Below are 17,104 nucleotides of genomic sequence, written 5' to 3'. Positions count from 1 at the left end.
ACCCTCCCCTCCCCCGCTTGAATTTTGGGCCGAATACTTCCCAAAGAATGAACGAGTCGGCAGACTCACAGCGAGTCGGTGTGCAGAAGCGAACACATGTCGGCTCCAGAGCGGATAATGATTTCGGTCTTGATTGTTGATTTCGCGGTTTACGCGGGAGGATGTTTCACGTGGAACAGAATGGTGCGGCGTCGGTTGACTGGGACGAACAAGAGACTGCGCGCGCAGTGTTCGGTGACAGATATGAGATCGCGGAACGGTATTACCAATCCCTGGCGACGGATGGTGTCGAGCGCGGGCTCATTGGTCCCCGTGAAGTCCCTCGACTGTGGGAGCGTCACCTTCTCAATTGCGCCGTCATCGGTGAGTTGATTGCCGAAGGCGAGTCGGTTGTGGACGTTGGAAGCGGCGCCGGCCTACCCGGTATCCCTCTCGCAATCGCCCGCCCGGACTTGAAGGTGACTCTGGTCGAACCGTTGCTTCGACGCTCGGTGTACCTCGCGGAGTTCATCGAGTCCAACGGATTGGACGTATTGGTTGTCCGAGGGCGAGCCGAGGAATCGGGTGTTGTGAAGGAAGCGGGCGGCGCGGATGTAGTCACCTCGCGAGCTGTGGCGCCTCTCGAGAAGCTCGCACGTTGGTCCCTCCCACTCATTCACGAGCACGGCCGGATGTTGGCACTCAAGGGTTCGAGCGCCTCCGAGGAGATCGAGCGAGACCGTACGGCGCTCACCAAGTTGGGCGCAGGTAAGTTGGAAATACTCGAATGCGGAGCCAAGATTCTCCGCACCCCCACTGTTGTGGTGAAGGCCGAACGTCTCCCGAAGCGCCGCCAGCGTTGATGATTTACACGCATGCAATCGAGAGCAATGTACAGATGATGAGAGCACCTAGTGATCGATTCCCAATCGAAGGAGCAGTCAATGTCGGGTCGATCTGAATCCGCCGTTTCACGTGAAACACCGAAGCAGCACACGAGTGCGGGTGCGGATCAGATCGTCAACGACGACGACAATTTCACCGCCCCCTACGCGGCGATCTCCTCGGAGGAGACCCCCATCGGGGCGGCCGCGCATCGAGCGAGCCAAGTGCTTCATCCCCATTCGGTTACGCTGCCGAAGCCGGCGTTCCGCCGCGTGATCACCATCGCGAACCAGAAGGGTGGCGTCGGCAAGACGACGACCACGGTGAACCTTGCGTCGGCGCTCGCTCTTCAAGGGCTCACTGTCCTTGTGGTCGATTTGGACCCTCAGGGCAACGCCAGCACCGCTCTGGGCGTCGTCCATACCTCGGGCACCCCGTCGAGCTACGAGCTGCTCATAGGCGAAGTGAAGGCCCCGGAGGCGATCCAGACCAGCCCGCACAGTGAGCGCCTTCTCTGCATCCCGGCAACGATCGATCTGGCGGGCGCCGAGATCGAATTGGTCTCCATGGTTGCCCGCGAGAATCGACTCAAAGGCGCGCTCAACGACAAGGTGCTCGCAGAGCTTGACGTCGACTTCGTCCTCATCGACTGCCCGCCCTCGCTGGGACTGCTGACCGTCAACGCGATGGTCGCTGCCAAGGAAGTTCTGATCCCGATCCAGTGCGAGTACTACGCCCTCGAGGGGGTCGGTCAGTTGCTCCGCAACATCGAACTCGTCCAGGCTCATCTCAACCCGGATCTGCATGTCTCCACCGTCCTTCTGACGATGTACGACGGGCGCACCAAGCTGGCCGACCAGGTCGCCGAAGAAGTACGCAAGCACTTCGGTGAGGCCGTTCTGCGCGCTGTGATTCCGCGCAGCGTGAAGGTGTCCGAGGCTCCCGGATACGGGATGACAGTTCTCGACTACGACCCGGGTTCACGTGGCGCCATGAGTTACCTCGACGCCGGCCGTGAACTTGCCGCCCGCTCTGCCACCACGACGACCCAGGAGCAGTGAGATGAGTCAAGCACGCAAAGGTGGATTGGGCCGCGGCTTGGCTGCTCTCATCCCCACTGGGCCGGCCACGGCGCCGGGTCTGGGATCGGCTGCAGCGGACGTCGTAATCGGCGTCGACAAGCGCAACCCCTCCCCTCCCCCACCGACCAAAGCGGCCCCGAAAACGCCGAAAGCCACCAAGGCGTCGGCTGCGAAGGCTCCGGTGGAAGCTGAGCCGGAGACCGAACTCGAGCCGACCGGCGCGGTCTATCTCGAGATCGAACCGAGCCTGATCGAGACGAACCCGAAGCAGCCTCGCAGCGTTTTCGACGAGGAAGCACTCGCGGAGTTGGTTCACTCGATCCGCGAGTTCGGCTTGATGCAGCCGATCGTGGTCCGTCGTCACGGTGACAAGTACCAACTTGTCATGGGTGAGCGTCGCTGGCGCGCGAGCCAGGAAGCCGGGCTGGAGAAGATTCCGGCGATCATTCGTGAAACAGATGACGACTCGATGCTGCGCGACGCGCTCCTCGAGAACATCCATCGAGTGCAACTGAACCCCCTCGAAGAGGCAGCGGCGTATCAGCAGCTGCTCGAGGAGTTCGAAGTCACCCACGAAGAATTGGCCAATCGGATCGGACGTTCGCGTCCCGTCGTGACCAACATGATTCGTCTGCTGAAGCTGCCGGTGGCGGTTCAGCGTCGCGTTGCGGCCGGTGTACTTTCGGCCGGCCATGCTCGCGCGCTGCTGTCCCTCGAGGCGGGTGCCGACGCTCAGGAGGTCATGGCGGCGCGCATCGTCGCGGAAGGAATGTCTGTTCGCGCGACGGAGGAAGCAGTCACTCTGGCCAACCGGGCGGATAATGAGATCGCTCCCCCACAGAAGCGCAAGCCCATCGTGATGCCGGGCCTGCAGGATGTGGCCGAGCGGTTGTCGGACTCGTTCGACACTCGGGTGACTGTCAGTCTGGGCAAGCGGAAGGGAAAGATTGTGGTCGAATTCGGCTCGGTCGACGACCTACAACGCATCGTCGGAATGATGGAAGCACAGAAATCCAAGTAGAGAACTCGGATGCCCGTTTGGTGACGTAATCATGATGACCGGGCACACCACCTATTTTCGTCACTGTGACAAATCTAGGTGGTCCGAGCTTCTCGAAATCTTGAAGCGGGACGAAAGATGTTGAACAGCAATACATTAGGGCGATCAACTCTCGTGCCACTGCCGACATGTCGTAGCTGGCCTATCCTGGAGAAGAGAAAAGCGGCGGGCGAGCATCAAAACCGCTTCGGGGACCTACGGAGAGTGAGTTAGTCAGTGTCGACTCACGTCATCACCTCTCTCACACTCGACAGCCTCGATCAGCTTTCCGCCCATGCGCGCCGATGCGTGTTCTGGGAGATGGACCCGGGCGCGCTTCATGACGCCCGAGGATTCTGTGATCAGGAATTCGAGAAGGAAGCCTGGCTGTCGATGGTCATGCTCGAGTGGGGTTCGTGCGGACAGGTCGCCGTCCGCGACGGAAAGCCGCTCGGCAGTGCGTTGTACGCCCCTCCCCGCATGATCCCGCGCGCGCAACTGTTTCCCACCAGCCCGGTCAGCTCGGACGCAGTGCTTCTCACAAGCCTTCGCCTCGAGCCCTCGGGCATAGAGGAAGAACTAGGGCCGAGCCTGCTGGCCGCTGTCGTGACAGATCTGGTCCGACGAGGAGTTCGTGCGCTCGAGGCATTCGGTATCCGTAGCGGCGACTTGGGGCCAGCTTCCGACGTGGCCAGTGCAACGGCTGCTCTGGAATGTTCACCCGCGGAATGCATGATCAGTGCCGAGTTCCTCGAGGATTACGGTTTCGAGGTCGTGGCACCGCACCATCGTTATCCGCGCCTTCGTCTCGAACTCAATCGAGATCACGAATGGAAAGTCGACGTCGAAGAAGCCCTCGACCGTCTATTGAAGGCCGCAGCTCTCGAAATGGTGGAGATCAGCGAACTCGCCAGAGTGTGAGCAGGTGCCGACCGCAGGACCTACGAAATGCGGTCGGCTACCGAAAGTTCTTCTGCGAGAAGCTCGGCGAAGGTGAAGGTGCCGGTCGGCTGATCGTCCTGACCCAGTAGGTACAGCCGCTTGACCGAGATCAAGATGGCTTCGGCGATGGTGTCACGCATCCGCGGATTCGTCAGTACCGCAACGTCGGACGCGTTGGACAGGTAGCCGAGATCGATCTGTACCGTCGGCATGTTGGTCAGGCGCAACAACTCCCACGTTCGACCGTGAGTTCTGCAGTCCCGCAACGGAGTTCGCGCAACAATCTCGCGCTGAACGAAACCGGTCAACACCTGCCCGATCATCGAGACCGAACCGTGCGAATTTCCGAAGTGGAAGCTCGCGACGCCGTTCGCCGACGGGCTCGAGTTGCTGTCGCAGCGCAGGGAGATCATCAGATCGGCGTCGAATGCGTTGGACGTCAGCGCGCGCTCGGCCTCGCTCGGATCGGCGTTGTGCGGGCGGGAGAGGAAGGTTTCCATCCCGGTTGCTGCCATCCGCCCCTCGAGGCGCATAGCCAGATCCCACAGGATGTCGGCTTCGGAGATGCCGTTGACGATGGTGCCGGTGGACGGACCACCGAGGCCTGGATCGATGACGATGCGCTTGCCGCCCAGCTGTGGGCCCTTGCGCCTCACCAGCTCCTCTTCGCTGATCGCGTGCGGCGATCCGCCGGTGACGCGAGTTCCCAGCAGTTCCAGCGAACGCAGTGTCTGCGGTCCGCAGATACCGTCGGCGGCGATCCCGATTTCACGCTGGAAAGACGAGAGAGATTCGTGGGTCTGCGGGCCGAAGAAACCGTCGACCCGACCTGCGTAGAAGCCGAGGTCCTGCAGTTTGGCCTGCAGAGCTGCGACGTCGTCGCCGTACAGCGGCGCAGAAAGCTGGTAAATCAACGTACGGGCGCCCAGGCGGTACGAGGCCTCGCGAAGTGACCGATAGGTGGCCGGGCCCACGATGCCGTCGACAAGGAGCCCACGCTGCTGCTGGAAGGCGCGAACGGCGCTGTCGAGTTGATGATCGAAGATGGCGTCGGGTGCAACCCAGTGGGCACCGTCGGCGCTTTCACGTCGAATACCGGAAGTTCCGTGATGGAGGTATCCCAGCTTCGTCAATGTGCCCCGAATCTCGGCGACGGCCGGGCCGTGATCGCCGTGTCGGAGTCTGTGCATGCGTGAAAGCCTCTCGGATCGGTTAACGAATTCGATCGATGTGCCTGGTCGTAGACCCGATCAGGCACATCGATCGATTATCTCAGAAATTCTGTGGATTGCGAGAATCCACGATGCTCATCCAGCCGTCAGAGAACGTCTGCGAGGTCCTTGAGCAGTGCGGCCTTGCCCTTGGCGCCGACGATCGTCTTGATCGGCTTGCCGTCCTTGAACAGGATCATCGTCGGGATCGACATGACCTGGAAATCGCGGGCGGCCGCCGGGTTGGCGTCGATGTCGAGCTTTGCGACGGTCAGCTTCTCGCTGTTCTCACCGGCGATCTCCTCGAGTACCGGGGCGACCATCTTGCACGGGCCGCACCAGGTTGCCCAGAAATCGACCAGAACGGGCTTGTCGCTGCCCAGGACGTCCTGCTTGAAGGAATCGTCGGTGATGGTGACGGTATTCGACACTGTTACTCCTCGAGGGTTGGGTTCGACAGCTTGATGAATCAGGGAGCGCCGACGACGTCGACCGTGTGGCCGGCTGCGTCGAGCGTGTTGGCGGTGATGTCGCCGCGGTCGGCCAGCCAGCGTTCGGCGTCGATTGCTGCGGAGCATCCGGTGCCGGCAGCGGTGATCGCCTGGCGGTACGTGTGATCGACCAGGTCACCGGCAGCGAAGACGCCGTCGACGGAGGTCGCGGTGGAACCGGGAGCGACGCGCACGTATCCGGCGTCGTCGAGATCGACCTGGCCCTTGACGAGCTCACTGCGCGGGTCATGGCCGATGGCGACGAACATGCCGGTGATCTCGAGTGTGGAGGTCTCACCCGTGACGGTGTCACGAACGACGAGCCCGGTGACGCTGTTCTCACCGAGCACCTCGACGGGCTCCGCGTTGGTCAGGAAGCGGATCTTCTCGTTGGCCTTGGCGCGCTCGAGCATGATCCGTGAGGCGCGGAATTCCTCGCGGCGGTGCACCAGGGTGACCGAGCGAGCGAAGCGGGTCAGGAAGGTTGCCTCTTCCATCGCGGAGTCGCCGCCGCCGACCACGACGATGTCCTGGTCACGGAAGAAGAAGCCGTCGCAGGTGGCGCAGGCGCTGACACCGCGGCCGAGGAGGCGTTCTTCACCGGGAATGCCGAGGTAACGGGCTGCCGCGCCCATGGCGAGGATGATCGCGTGCGCGGCGTACGTTTCGCCGTTCGCGACGACCGTCTTGATCGGGCCGCTGAGATCGATCTCTTCGACGTCCTCGGTGCGGATGTCGGTATCGAAGCGAAGTGCCTGCTCACGCATCTGTTCCATCAGGTCGGGGCCCATGATTCCTTCGCGGAATCCGGGGAAGTTCTCGACCTCGGTGGTGGTCATGAGGGCGCCACCGAACTGGGTTCCCTCGAAGAGCAGGGGCTGGAGCTCAGCGCGCGCGGTGTAGACACCAGCGGTGTATCCGGCCGGTCCGGAACCGACAATGATGACGTCATGGACCGCGGGCGTGTTTTCCAGCTGGGTGGTCATGCGAGCCTTCCAATAGTGAGTGCAGACCCTCCGCTTCTTGGAGAGCCGTACCGATCAACACCAGGATAAGGGGTGTTGTTCCCGCACTCCGCTGGAAAGTGGCTCACAGCCGGCAGCTCACAGCGCGGGACTCACGGGGCGGGGCGCGGTGCCTCCCGAACCACAAGCGCGTCCCGAACCACACAGCGCGTGCCGGTGTAGATGGTGGGCATGCACTTGTTGCAGTGGATACACAGACCCTCGTCGACGCTCTCGGCCTGAAATTTGTTGACCAGTTGTGGGTCCCTGAGGAGCGCACGCGCCATGGCGACGAATTCGAATCCTTCATCCAGTGCGTGCTCGATGGTGTCGACGCGGTTGATGCCGCCGAGCAGGATCAGTGGCATCCTCAGCGCCTGTCGGAACTGACGGGCGAAGGGCAGGAAGAAGCCCTCCTCGAACGGGTACGTCGGAAAGAGTTTGGGACCGTAGAACTTCAGCCCGTACCCGACGAGTTTGGGTTGGGAGGCGACAAACTCAGCCAGTGGGACCTCACCGCGGAAGAAGTACATTCCGTTGAGAAGTGAACTGCCACCGGTCAATTGCATCGCGTCCAGATGGCCGTCGGCTTCGAGGATCTGGGCGATCGGCAGGCTCTGGTCGAGCCACAGACCTTTCGGCACCCCATCGGACATGTTGAATTTCGCGGTGACCGCCACGCTGGATCCAGCGGCCCGTCGCACCGCTTCGACGACTCGACGCGGATACTCGGCGCGCTTGGCGACGCTGCCACCGTATCGATCGTGGCGCTTGTTCAGATTGGGGCTCATGAACGAACTGAGGAGGTAGTTGTGGCCGAGATGGACCTCGATGGCGTCGAATCCTGCGTCCACGGCGACGCGAGCGGTCCGTTCGAAGTCGGAGACGACACCGTCGAGTTCGGCGAGTGTCGCGCCCTTGACGAGGCCCATCGCGGGCGGACTCAGCCGGGTCGACGGCGCCAGAGTCTTCGTCTTGTTGGAGAGCGTGTTGGCGACCAGTCCCGCGTGGCCGATCTGCGCCGCAGCAAGTGCGCCTTCGGCGTGGACGGCGTCGGTCAGTCTGCGTAGTCCCGGCAGCGCGCGCTCGTCCATGACAAGGGTGTCGCGGTGGACTCGTCCACCTGGTGAGACGGCGCAATAGGCGACAGTGGTCATCGCGGCCCCGCCGCGGGCCACCTCGGCGTGGAAGTTGATCAGATCGTCCGAGACCGCTCCCCGGGGCATGACGCCCTCGAACGTTGCAGCTTTGACGATGCGGTTGCGCAAGGTCAGAGGGCCGAGACGTGCGGGTTCGAATATCGACGGTGTGGGCGCTGTGGTCATTTTCAACTTCCTGCGGCGGCCTGATCTTTACGATGCCAGTGGACTCGTAACTACGACGATATAGCGCCTACTGCCAATCTGTCCGACAATTCGACACGATGAATGCCACAGGATCAGGTCGCCCACGAGACCCACGCATCGACGACACAGTCCTCGAGGTCACCCGAGCGATGCTCCTCGAGGTCGGTTGGGATCAACTCAGTCTCCGGGCGATCGCGGCACGGGCAGGGGTCAGCCGAGCCTCGATGTCGCGGCGATGGCCGTCGAAGGCACATCTTGTTCTCGGGTCGATCCTGGGGGCGACACCGGACCTGACACCGTTCGAGGGCACCGATCGCGACGGCTGGATCCGTTGGGTGGTGGAGGGAAGTGCTCAGCTCTTCTCCCGTCCCGAGGTTCGCGCCGCGTCGCCAGGATTGCTGGCGGCCCTGCGCGACCACGACGACCTGCGCAACGAATTGTGGCGCGGGTTCAGTGGACCGAGTACGCAACTGTTCCTTCAGAACGCCGAAGATCCTGAATCGGCACTGCTCGATGCCAAGGCCGTGCTGGTATTGGCGGCCGGGGCAGCGATGTTTTCGAGTCTGATAGCGGTCGAGGACGATACAGATGCGCTACGCGAAAGAATCCTCGAGCTCTTACTCCCGGCGGCATCGCCGCGCTGACCGTCGACGTCAGCCGATGTTCTTGACCGACAACGTATTCGGATTCCCGTCGCTGCAGTTGATGCCGAGAGTCAGTGCAGTGATCTGACGCGGCTGCGATCCCGTGAAGAGTAGGACTATCGCCGGCGCCCCGTCGATGCGAATCTCGCCGGAACCGAGCAAAGGCCAGCCCTCGTCGATGCCGTTGGCGCGTAGGCATCCGGCAAGTTTGGATGGATCATCCAGTGGTCCAAGGTTTTTGGATCCGACGAGTGAGAGCAGAGACGCCGAATCCGGATCGTCGACAGCAGACGTCGCCGGTGTGCTCGGTTGAGCGACAACACTTTCGGCGGGTTCGGAATCTCGGGTTCCGATAACAACGATCACGAAGGCCGCCAACACGGCTGCTGCGGCACCGAGAACCCACGCTTGTGGGCGCCGCCGGAACGGCACGACAGCTGCCTCAGCTGGCGGCTCCAGCTGTTCTGACTGTCGATCCAGTGCCGAATTGATTCGCTCGGCAAGCGAATTCGGAATCCGTTCGTGAGTAGCCTTGCTCGAGTTCAGTGTCGCGAGTGATGCCGTGACGCCGTCAAGGGCGGTGACAAATGCATGGGCGTCAGGATCTGCGCGTACCACCGGCCACAGAGCCGCACTGGTTTCGGAATCGAGAACCCCGGCGTGAAGATCTGCGAGTAGGTCTTCTGAAAACGGAGGCGACGGAACGCGAACAGACGGATCTGTCATGAACCCTCCCTCGGCAGTCGATGCGGACCCTTACAAGATAGGACGCGGCCGGTTCACGAATGGTTCCCGCCTTCGCGAAAGTCCTCCAACTGGGCGGCAAGACGCTTGCGCGCGCGGGCGCAGCGACTCTTCACGGTCCCTACGGGCACTCCCAACCTCTCGGCGGCCTCGGCTACCGGATACCCCTCGACATCGACGGCGACGACGGCAGCACGCTGCTCAGGCGGCAGCGATGCCAGTGCCTGTTCGACGGTCAGGCTCATGTCCACTGTCGCCGCATAGTCGCGGTGATCGCGGGGTTCCTCCGCGTTCTCCGAAGACAGAGAGAACGCCGCCCGTGATTTGTTGCGTCGGATCCGGTCGAGGCAGGCATTGACCACGATGGTGTGGAGCCAACTACGCACCGCCGCGTCGCCGCGGAACTTCGCTGCCTTGCGGTGCGCGGAGAGCAGACCCTCCTGGAGTGCGTCTGCCGCGTCCTCGTCCGAGTAGCTCGTACGCCGGGCAACGTGCCATAGATGATCCTGATGCCTGGTCAGTAGTTCACGGAACGCATGCCGATCGCCCTCGACATGAGCAGTCAACAATTCGAAATCCGTCGCCTCGAGATTCTTGTTCTCGAAACTTCTGGATTCGAATTTTCCGGCTCCGCCCCCGGTGCCCCCCCGATAACTGTGCACGGGCGGATATTAGCCCAGTCGGTAGGTTTCAGAAGGGCCAAGGGCGATCACTTTGCGGCAGTGAATGCAATCTCCGAGATGGATGTCTGGTTTTGTCCGGATTCGGTGCTGAGCTGCGTAATCCAAACCAGGACATACTGACCCGAGCCATCCGAAGTGACTGGAATGTCGGTCACGCCGTTCTTCAGGACACCCGATCCGATTTCCTTGGTCTGATCCAGCGAAGTATTCGCAGAAGGGGCAGAACGGATTTCAACGACGGTTCCCGGCGAATCAGACGTGATCGCAACGTTCTTCAGGTTGGCGGCATCGGCAAGCGTCACCATCAGGCCGACACCGTTCTTCAGCGACGGGAACGGCTGGAAGTACGAATCCGACGACCATGCGGTGGCCGGATTGCCGTCGATGGCGTTCTTCGCTGTTGCCGGCTGATCCGGCGTTCCCTGGGGTGAGAACACCGTTACGGCCGAGGAAGCTACCGGAACGGTTGCTGCCGCCGGTGCGGGCGCCGGTGAATTGTTCTCGGGCGCAGTGGCTTCGGTGGTCAGTCCGAAACTCTGCTCGCTGAGCGGGGTGTCGTTACTGCCACCCGAGAGGAAGCTCGCTACCCACACCACAAGGAGAATCAGGACGATCACGGTGAAGACACCGAGCGCCGTCAGTGCCGCGAGCATCCGCGTCGACTTCTTCTTCTCGGCCTCGATGGCTTCGGGGTCGTTCAGTGCATGACCCGACGCACCCTGTTCGCGGTGGCCGAGACGAAGTGCCGGAATCATTTCCGTCTTGTCGTTGACGACGGACGCCTGATCGAGGATGTGCTGCACGGTGGCAGCAGTGCGGATTCCACTCTCCGACTGCAACGCTCGAACCGCAACGGCCGAGATGTCGAACGGAACCTCCGGACGGACGACCCGAGGCTCGACGATGTTCCCGTCGGCGCCGCGGCCGGCGGGAAGCAAACCACCGACGGGACCGGCGGACGGTTCGGCCAGCGGCCAGCGCGCCGTGATGAGCGAGTACAGCATGGCGCCGAGACCGCGGACGTCGCTGGTGGAATCGGCGTCTGCAAGCGTCGCCGGGAACGCCAGTACGGCGTCACCGTTGATGCTGATGCGAACGCGGTCCGGGTGGTCGATGGACAGCGCACCGCCGGTGCGGTGAGCAGCTTCGGCAGCCGCCGCGAGGGCGCGAATGGCGCGGGCCGCACCGATCGGCGACGGCGTCGTCTCGGCCATCTCACGCAGCGAACGGCCGGGAGTCCATTCGGCGACGACGATGCCGCCCGAGCTTCCGCGGACGACGTCGAGGACGCGAGCCAGACCGGGCGAGTTGATTCGTCCCAGGCGCAGAGTGCGTGAGAGAACTGCCTGCGGTCCGGACTGGCTGTCGTCGTCACCGCGCTGATCGGCGTCGACGAACGTCAGGGCTACTTCACGGTCGAGCTTGACGTCGAGAGCTTCCCAGAACTGCAGTCCGCGGGTTCCGCCGTGCGGCGCGAGCAGACGGTAGCGTCCGCCGGCGACAGATGCGCCCGGGATGAGCTTCGGTCCACGGGGCATCGGTCGCTGGGCCGGTCGTGATGCGGATCCGGCGGCAGGTGTGCGAGGTGCAGTGGGCGGTGTCTGAGCGGCAGCCGTCTTCTGAGATTCGGGTGCCTTCTTGTCCGGAGCAGGCGTCTTCGGCGCGGGTGTCTTCGAGACAGGTGCTGAAGGTGTCTTCGACACGGGCGCCGAAGGTGTCTTGGACACACTGACCGGAGGTACCGGCGGAGCGGCCTTCTGCACCGGCGGCTGCGGCTTCTGACCCTGCGGGCTTTGGCCCTGCTGCGGTCGCTGTGCGGGCTGCTGTGACTTCTGACCCTGCTGTGACTTCTGACCCTGCTGTGGCTTCTGACCCTGCTGTGGCTTCTGGCCGGCAGATGCGGAGGAACTCGTGGATGCAGGTGTGCCCGACGATGCCGTTGACTTCTGTTCGGACGCTTTCACGGCAGAAGTCCCGGCACTCTTGTTGCCGGAAACGTTGTCGTCGCTCACCCTCGCTCCTTCTCCATCGATAGCCCGTCCCCGAATACGCGCGGGTTGCGATCCTGTACGCCCATGACCAGGGTACGGGAGCGCACCCGGTCGTTCTTGCTCGTTTGATTCCGTTCTGATTGCAGGAATCAGCTCGGTGACGTCGTCGTCGGTGTTGTTACGTGTGTCCGGTTCGGCGCGACCTGTCAGTGAACGAATCTTGCGGGAGACCGCAACCGTTACCGACAGGACTTCCGGAACCTTCTTGAAGTAGAGAATCGTGAAGGTGATCGCGAGCATCAGGATGCCGCCGACGGCGACGCGAACCATCGAGCCGGGTCCGCCGAAACGCTCGGTGAGTTGATCGAATCCGAGGACCCGGTCGACCGCGAGCATGGTCAACGACCCGGCTAGCGAGGCGAGTACGACGGACCAGACTGTCTTGCCCACGTTGGCCATCTGCAGGTTTCCGAGGCTGCGGTGCAGGAGGTACCCGCCGATGACGGCGCCGGTGATGTATCCGAGACCGTTGGCCGCACCGAGCAGGATCACGACCTGATCGCTGTTGGATGCGAAGACCGGAGCGAGCGCCGAGAAAGCGATTTTCACTGCAGTGATGCCGAGAACGATCCACGTCGGCGTCCAGGCCTGTTCGCGGGCGTAGAACACTCGAAGTTGGATCAGGACCAGCGCGTACGGAATCAACGTGAATGCCGACCAGCTCACGGCGGTGCCGAGTCGTTCGGCCTGTTCGGGTCCGAAGCGGCCGTAACCGTAGAGCGCTTCACCGACCTGCGGACCCATGAAGGTCAGGAACATGATGATCGGAACCAGCGTGATCATGGTCAGACGCGTTGCGACCGACAGATCGTCCACGACGGCCGGGGTGTCGTCGGCAGCAGCGTTGCGGCTCAGGCGCGGCATGATCGCCGTCAGAACCGTCACTCCGAGCACGCCGTACGGGAGCTGCAGGAGCAACCAGGCCTGGCTGTAGATGGCAGGGCCGGCTTCGTCGGCGTGGGAGGAGATCTTGGTCGCGAAGATCATGCCCATCTGGCTGATCAGGACGTACAAGACGATGGCGACGGCCATGCCGCCGAACTGGCGCAGGCGGTCGTCGAGACCCCACAGCGGCTTGAGCGAGATCTTCTCGCGGCGAAGCGCGGGGATCAGGCTGGCTGCCTGCACGATGACGCCGATGGTGATGCCGATACCGAGGGTGAGCAGCTTTGCATCGCCCATCGAGACCGGATCAAGCGAGATCTCGCCCGGAGTCAGGCGGTAGATCACGAGCACCACGAGGACGACGACGTTGTTGAGTACGGGAGCCCAGGCTCCGGGCTTGAAGATCTGCCTGGTGTTCAGAAACGCTGTGAACAGTGCCGACAGCCCGTAGAACAGGATCGCCGGCAGAAGTAGATACGACAGCGCCGTGGTCAGGTCGGTGCTGACCTTGCCGTCTTCGGACAGGAAGACGTATTTGGTGAGTACGGGTGCTGCCAGGGTCGCGAGCAGCGCGGCCATGCCGAGTAGAACGAGCGACGCCGTGAAGAGGCGTCGGACAAACGCTTCGCCGTGATCGGCGTCCTCCCGCTCGGCGCGAACCAGCACGGGGACGACGATGGCGGTCAGCACGGCGCCCAGAACCAGTTCCGCGATCATGTTCGGAATCTGGCTGGCGACGGTGAACGAGCTGGCGATGGCGGGGCCGAGGACCATCAGGATCATCAACTGCTTGGCGAATCCCGTGATGCGGCTCGTCAGCGTCGCGATCGCGATGGAACCCGTTGCCGCGAGGAGTCGAGAGTTCGTCTCCTTGCGTTCCCCGACCTGGACATGGGCGTCGGTGTCGAACTCGTCCGACGTGGTCGTCTGCCGGTCGGCGAATTCCATCTCGGCTTCGCGGTACCGGGGGTAGTCGCGGATCACCGGGATGGTCATGGTGGGTGCGTCGTCGAAACGTGCGTCCGGGTTGACCGGCTGGATCGGGTAACCGCGCTCCCACGGTGGCATCCGAGGATGCGAGCGGGTCGTGGCACTCTTGCGGGTGATCGCCGAGCGGCGACCCTCCTCGGGTGGATTCCCGGTCATGAGCGTTCGTACCCTTCATCTGCTGGGTCCGGCTGACCCTTGAATCGATGCCACAGCCGTCGCCCTGCCAGGAACAGCAGCAACCCTCCCGCTGTCGCCGTCACGGCGGCCAGGGGACGACCGTACGCATTCGACCGTACGGTCACGCTGGTCGGCGTACCCAATTGGCGGCCATCTGTCGTGGTCAGCGAGAAGTTGACTTCCAGCTTGCGAGAATCGTTCATTTCCGCGGGCACAGTCAACTGTCGGCTACCTCGCGGCGGAAGCTGTTTGGGACCGATGTCACTGATCTGCATCTCGGGTGGGGCTTCCACACGCAGGTCGACGTTGATGGCGATGGGCAGCTCGTTGCGCGCCACCAGCAGGAGCGGACTCTGCCCCGACGCAAGGGTGTAGACGCCGCCCGGCGACACCACACTGACGGCCCGGTACATCCCGTCGACGGCTTCGGTGACGTTGTCGGCGCGGATGGTCGCAGCGCGCTCCGCCCGATTGACCGAAGCGGAGTCGACGTTGCGGCGATCGGCCAAGGTCATCGAACGGAGTAGATCTTCGCGGAGCGGCGCCGTGAATCCCCGGGGGGTGAGCGAAGCCGCCGGATCGTCCACGAGCGAAGCTTCGAGCCCGTCGATACGCGGAAGTTGGGTGGTTGCGGTCTCGACGACGGACGTTTGCGGACCGTCCTGGGTAGCCCGGTCCGGGTAGTCGAGAGTGGCGGCGTCCGTCGCGCCCGGTTGCCTGCCGAGCAGTGCCGGCAGGGCCTGAGGTGAGGCGAGCCCGGACCGGATGAGGGTCGCGAGCATCGAGAGCACCGCCGTGGCGTCGTTGCTGTCGGCGGTCCACAGTTGCGGCGGCGCGAAGATCTGATTGCGCGGCAGCGACGTCGGCGTCAGCGCGGCCCAGGCCATCGCCCCCAGCGCGTCCTGACGCCGGGCGCTGCGCGATTCGATGTCGATGGTCGGCGCGGTGTCGTCGGGGATGTACGACGGGACCTGCGGCTCCGAGCCGGTGGCGGCCAGCGCCGCTGCCGCCGAGGTGTCGAAGGCAAGCGCGTCGAGTGAGCCGGTTATCCGCGACGACAGCTGCGGAGCTGCCGAGTCGACGGAAGTGTCAGCCACCATCGCTGTGGTGGGATTCACGCTCAGCACCTCTGCGGTGGCCGAGTCGAGGACACCCGAATCCGGCCAGACGAAATCTCGCAGTGAGGTCACGCCGAGGATGTTGTCGACGATGTCCGCCGGCCGTGTGAGCGCGGTAGCCGTCAACTCCGGATTGGCCACCGAGGTGACCGCGGCGAGATCGGCCTGGGCGAACGGAACCGCCGTCGTGCACATCGAGGACGCGAGGGTCTTCACCCGGCCGAGCCACTGGTTGGCGGCGTCGCTGCCGCGGCCTTCGTGCGACGGTCCGGTGGGATCTGACGAGTTGTCGGCCACGAGGTATCCGCGAGTCATGTTCTCGACGGTGATCAGAAGGTCGGGGTCGATTGCCAGACAGAGCGCATCCGTGACGCGGCGATCGGTGTCGCTCTCGGGCTTGGTGGCGTTCTCCACCGCATCGACCAACGCGTCCAGGCGCCCGCCGTCGGAAAGTTCGGTGGCGAGTTCGTCGTCGATCAGGCGTACGGGCTCGTTGACCGCGCCGGGTATTCCGCCGACGAGTCGTGGCGCGTCGGCCAGCGGCCACATGAGCGTGACGCCGATCGGGGCGGACGTGTCGGGGGGAACGACGGCCGTGGCGGACGAACTGGGGGTTCCGGCTGTGGCGTTCGATTCGGCTGCGGCCGGCACACCGAGGACGGGGAGCAAGAAGCGTGCGTCGTCGAGTCGGGCGGCACCGCCGTACTCCGGGGTGCCGTTCACGTTGACGAGCATCGGGTAGACGCCCGGTTCGGTGATGTCGAGAGACAACCCGGTAGTGCTCCGCAACGGCAAGGTGAGCGTGAACTGCTTGGACTGGCCGGTGTCGAGGGTGGTGGCAACGGTGTCGAATTCGCCGACCGTGTCGAAAACGGCCTGGTCGAAGTCGAGTGCTGCGCGCACGTCCGAACTGGAGTCGATCGCGGGAGCGCGTTGCAGCCTCACTCCGACGTCCTCGACGGGACGGTCACCGACGTTCTTCACCGTCCCCTTGACCACGACGTTGCGGTCGCTGGTGGTCGTCACCGTGGTCGGTGCGGTGGAGTCGATGGTCAGCTGCAGAAATTTGGCATCGTTGGTGTTTCGCGCCGGGGCGCGCTCACTGGGCTGGCTGGACGGCGCTGCCCATGCGACGGCCGTCGTTGCAGGCCCGAAACCGACAGCGGCCATCACCAGAGCGGCCACACCGGCCCGCCGCAGTGCCATTCTCATCCGGCGTCCGGTTCCTTCGGGCGCTGTTCTTGCCGTATTTCCGTTCGCGGCATCTCGGCGATCATCTGGGACGCGAGTTCTGCGAGTTTGCGCTCGTCGGCGTATGCGAGGCGCGAGTGCAATTCCGTCAGCGGCACCCAAGCGACTTCGGTGACCTCGATGTCCTCGTCGGAGAGTTCACCGCCGAGAAAGCGGAGGAGATAGTGGTGCACGGTCTTGTGGACGCGTCGACCTTCGGTCACGAACCAGTAGTCGATGCTGCCCAGCGGTGCCAGGACGGTTCCCTGGATACCGGTTTCTTCTTCGACCTCACGCATCGCGGTCTGCTCAGCGGTCTCACCTTGTTCGATATGGCCCTTCGGTAGCGACCAGAGCAGGCGTCCGCGGCGGTCGGTTCGGCCGATCAGTGCAGCGCAGAGGCGTTCCGGGGGTCCTCCCCAGCCGTCGACGACCAAGCCGCCCGCAGAAGTTTCACGGACGGTTCGCATCAAAGGTTTATCGGGGTTGCCGACGGCAGGTCGACGCCGCGGGTTGCGGCGACTCCTGTTTGTTCGTTCGGCACCAGACACCTCATCGATACTAGTTGGCGTTGCAGCGTTGCCCGGTAACCCGCGCAAAGCG

At 63.4% G+C, this 17,104-nt stretch carries 14 protein-coding genes; 5 read left to right on the top strand and 9 right to left on the bottom strand.

Going from position 1 to position 17,104, the window contains the following annotated elements; all coding sequences use genetic code 11:
• The first annotated feature begins 161 nt into the window (after positions 1 to 161).
• The 4 genes from rsmG to M1L53_RS03385 all read left to right on the top strand — a co-directional run bounded on the left by rsmG (position 162) and on the right by M1L53_RS03385 (position 3,906).
• Positions 162 to 842, top strand: coding sequence for a 16S rRNA (guanine(527)-N(7))-methyltransferase RsmG (gene rsmG, locus M1L53_RS03400; protein ID WP_039973059.1), 681 nt, complete (start codon positions 162 to 164; stop codon positions 840 to 842).
• Between the two features lie 81 nt (positions 843 to 923).
• The gene (locus tag M1L53_RS03395) at positions 924 to 1,925 is read left to right on the top strand and encodes a ParA family protein (protein WP_003942510.1); all 1,002 of its coding nucleotides are present in this window, start codon (positions 924 to 926) and stop codon (positions 1,923 to 1,925) included.
• 1 nt (position 1,926) lies between these two features.
• Positions 1,927 to 2,967 carry a ParB/RepB/Spo0J family partition protein gene (locus tag M1L53_RS03390; RefSeq protein WP_054188731.1) on the top strand — a complete coding sequence of 347 codons (1,041 nt, stop codon included), beginning with the start codon at positions 1,927 to 1,929 and terminating at the stop codon, positions 2,965 to 2,967.
• Between the two features lie 255 nt (positions 2,968 to 3,222).
• Positions 3,223 to 3,906 (top strand): hypothetical protein, encoded by a 684-nt coding sequence (locus M1L53_RS03385; protein WP_003942495.1) that lies wholly within the window; start codon positions 3,223 to 3,225, stop codon positions 3,904 to 3,906.
• Positions 3,907 to 3,926: 20 nt separating this feature from the next.
• Here the strand turns inward: M1L53_RS03385 and M1L53_RS03380 are convergent, their stop codons facing one another.
• The 4 genes from M1L53_RS03380 to nox all read right to left on the bottom strand — a co-directional run bounded on the left by M1L53_RS03380 (position 3,927) and on the right by nox (position 7,958).
• Entirely contained in the window at positions 3,927 to 5,117 is a 1,191-nt protein-coding gene (locus M1L53_RS03380) for an N-acetylmuramoyl-L-alanine amidase (RefSeq protein WP_003942558.1), read from the bottom strand.
• A gap of 128 nt (positions 5,118 to 5,245) precedes the next feature.
• Positions 5,246 to 5,569: a thioredoxin gene (trxA, locus tag M1L53_RS03375; RefSeq protein WP_003942530.1), complete on the bottom strand. Its 324-nt coding sequence runs from the start codon at positions 5,567 to 5,569 to the stop codon at positions 5,246 to 5,248.
• Positions 5,570 to 5,607: 38 nt separating this feature from the next.
• The gene (trxB, locus tag M1L53_RS03370; protein WP_003942521.1) at positions 5,608 to 6,615 is read right to left on the bottom strand and encodes a thioredoxin-disulfide reductase; all 1,008 of its coding nucleotides are present in this window, start codon (positions 6,613 to 6,615) and stop codon (positions 5,608 to 5,610) included.
• A 131-nt stretch (positions 6,616 to 6,746) separates the two neighbouring features.
• Positions 6,747 to 7,958 (bottom strand): 4,4'-dithiodibutanoate disulfide reductase, encoded by a 1,212-nt coding sequence (gene nox, locus M1L53_RS03365; protein WP_007729131.1) that lies wholly within the window; start codon positions 7,956 to 7,958, stop codon positions 6,747 to 6,749.
• A gap of 98 nt (positions 7,959 to 8,056) precedes the next feature.
• On the opposite strand from nox, the gene M1L53_RS03360 reads away from it, so the two are divergent.
• Positions 8,057 to 8,623 carry a helix-turn-helix domain-containing protein gene (locus tag M1L53_RS03360; RefSeq protein ID WP_003942539.1) on the top strand — a complete coding sequence of 189 codons (567 nt, stop codon included), beginning with the start codon at positions 8,057 to 8,059 and terminating at the stop codon, positions 8,621 to 8,623.
• A gap of 9 nt (positions 8,624 to 8,632) precedes the next feature.
• Here M1L53_RS03360 and M1L53_RS03355 read toward each other — a convergent pair whose 3' ends face one another.
• From M1L53_RS03355 to M1L53_RS03335, 5 genes are read right to left on the bottom strand one after another with little or no spacing between them, the layout of a single operon-like run.
• Entirely contained in the window at positions 8,633 to 9,349 is a 717-nt protein-coding gene (locus tag M1L53_RS03355; protein WP_054186849.1) for a hypothetical protein, read from the bottom strand.
• Positions 9,350 to 9,402: 53 nt separating this feature from the next.
• Positions 9,403 to 10,029 (bottom strand): RNA polymerase sigma factor SigM, encoded by a 627-nt coding sequence (gene sigM / locus M1L53_RS03350; protein ID WP_007729129.1) that lies wholly within the window; start codon positions 10,027 to 10,029, stop codon positions 9,403 to 9,405.
• Positions 10,030 to 10,076: 47 nt separating this feature from the next.
• Positions 10,077 to 14,132 carry a murein biosynthesis integral membrane protein MurJ gene (locus M1L53_RS03345; RefSeq protein WP_054186850.1) on the bottom strand — a complete coding sequence of 1,352 codons (4,056 nt, stop codon included), beginning with the start codon at positions 14,130 to 14,132 and terminating at the stop codon, positions 10,077 to 10,079.
• The gene (locus M1L53_RS03340; protein ID WP_007729124.1) at positions 14,129 to 16,483 is read right to left on the bottom strand and encodes a DUF6049 family protein; all 2,355 of its coding nucleotides are present in this window, start codon (positions 16,481 to 16,483) and stop codon (positions 14,129 to 14,131) included. Before M1L53_RS03340 ends, M1L53_RS03345 begins: the two co-directional genes overlap by 4 nt.
• A complete protein-coding gene (locus M1L53_RS03335) occupies positions 16,480 to 17,052 on the bottom strand; it encodes an NUDIX hydrolase (RefSeq protein ID WP_030537486.1) in 573 nt (190 codons plus the stop codon). The genes M1L53_RS03340 and M1L53_RS03335 overlap by 4 nt, the downstream gene beginning before the upstream one ends.
• Positions 17,053 to 17,104: the final 52 nt, after the last annotated feature.

This window comes from Rhodococcus sp. T9N (assembly GCF_024436645.1).
Lineage (GTDB): Bacteria > Actinomycetota > Actinomycetes > Mycobacteriales > Mycobacteriaceae > Rhodococcus_F > Rhodococcus_F qingshengii.
This window is presented reverse-complemented; position numbering and strand designations above follow the sequence as displayed.

Bases quoted from the DNA above. Each gene is read 5' to 3' on its own strand.
- M1L53_RS03395 (WP_003942510.1), top strand. From the start codon at position 924: ATGTCGGGTCGATCTGAATCCGCCGTTTCACGTGAAACACCGAAGCAG.
- M1L53_RS03340 (WP_007729124.1), bottom strand. From the start codon at position 16,483: ATGAGAATGGCACTGCGGCGGGCCGGTGTGGCCGCTCTGGTGATGGCC.
- M1L53_RS03345 (WP_054186850.1), bottom strand. From the start codon at position 14,132: ATGACCGGGAATCCACCCGAGGAGGGTCGCCGCTCGGCGATCACCCGC.
- trxB (WP_003942521.1), bottom strand. From the start codon at position 6,615: ATGACCACCCAGCTGGAAAACACGCCCGCGGTCCATGACGTCATCATT.
- M1L53_RS03360 (WP_003942539.1), top strand. From the start codon at position 8,057: ATGAATGCCACAGGATCAGGTCGCCCACGAGACCCACGCATCGACGAC.
- M1L53_RS03380 (WP_003942558.1), bottom strand. From the start codon at position 5,117: ATGCACAGACTCCGACACGGCGATCACGGCCCGGCCGTCGCCGAGATT.
- rsmG (WP_039973059.1), top strand. From the start codon at position 162: ATGTTTCACGTGGAACAGAATGGTGCGGCGTCGGTTGACTGGGACGAA.
- nox (WP_007729131.1), bottom strand. From the start codon at position 7,958: ATGACCACAGCGCCCACACCGTCGATATTCGAACCCGCACGTCTCGGC.
- M1L53_RS03390 (WP_054188731.1), top strand. From the start codon at position 1,927: ATGAGTCAAGCACGCAAAGGTGGATTGGGCCGCGGCTTGGCTGCTCTC.
- M1L53_RS03355 (WP_054186849.1), bottom strand. From the start codon at position 9,349: ATGACAGATCCGTCTGTTCGCGTTCCGTCGCCTCCGTTTTCAGAAGAC.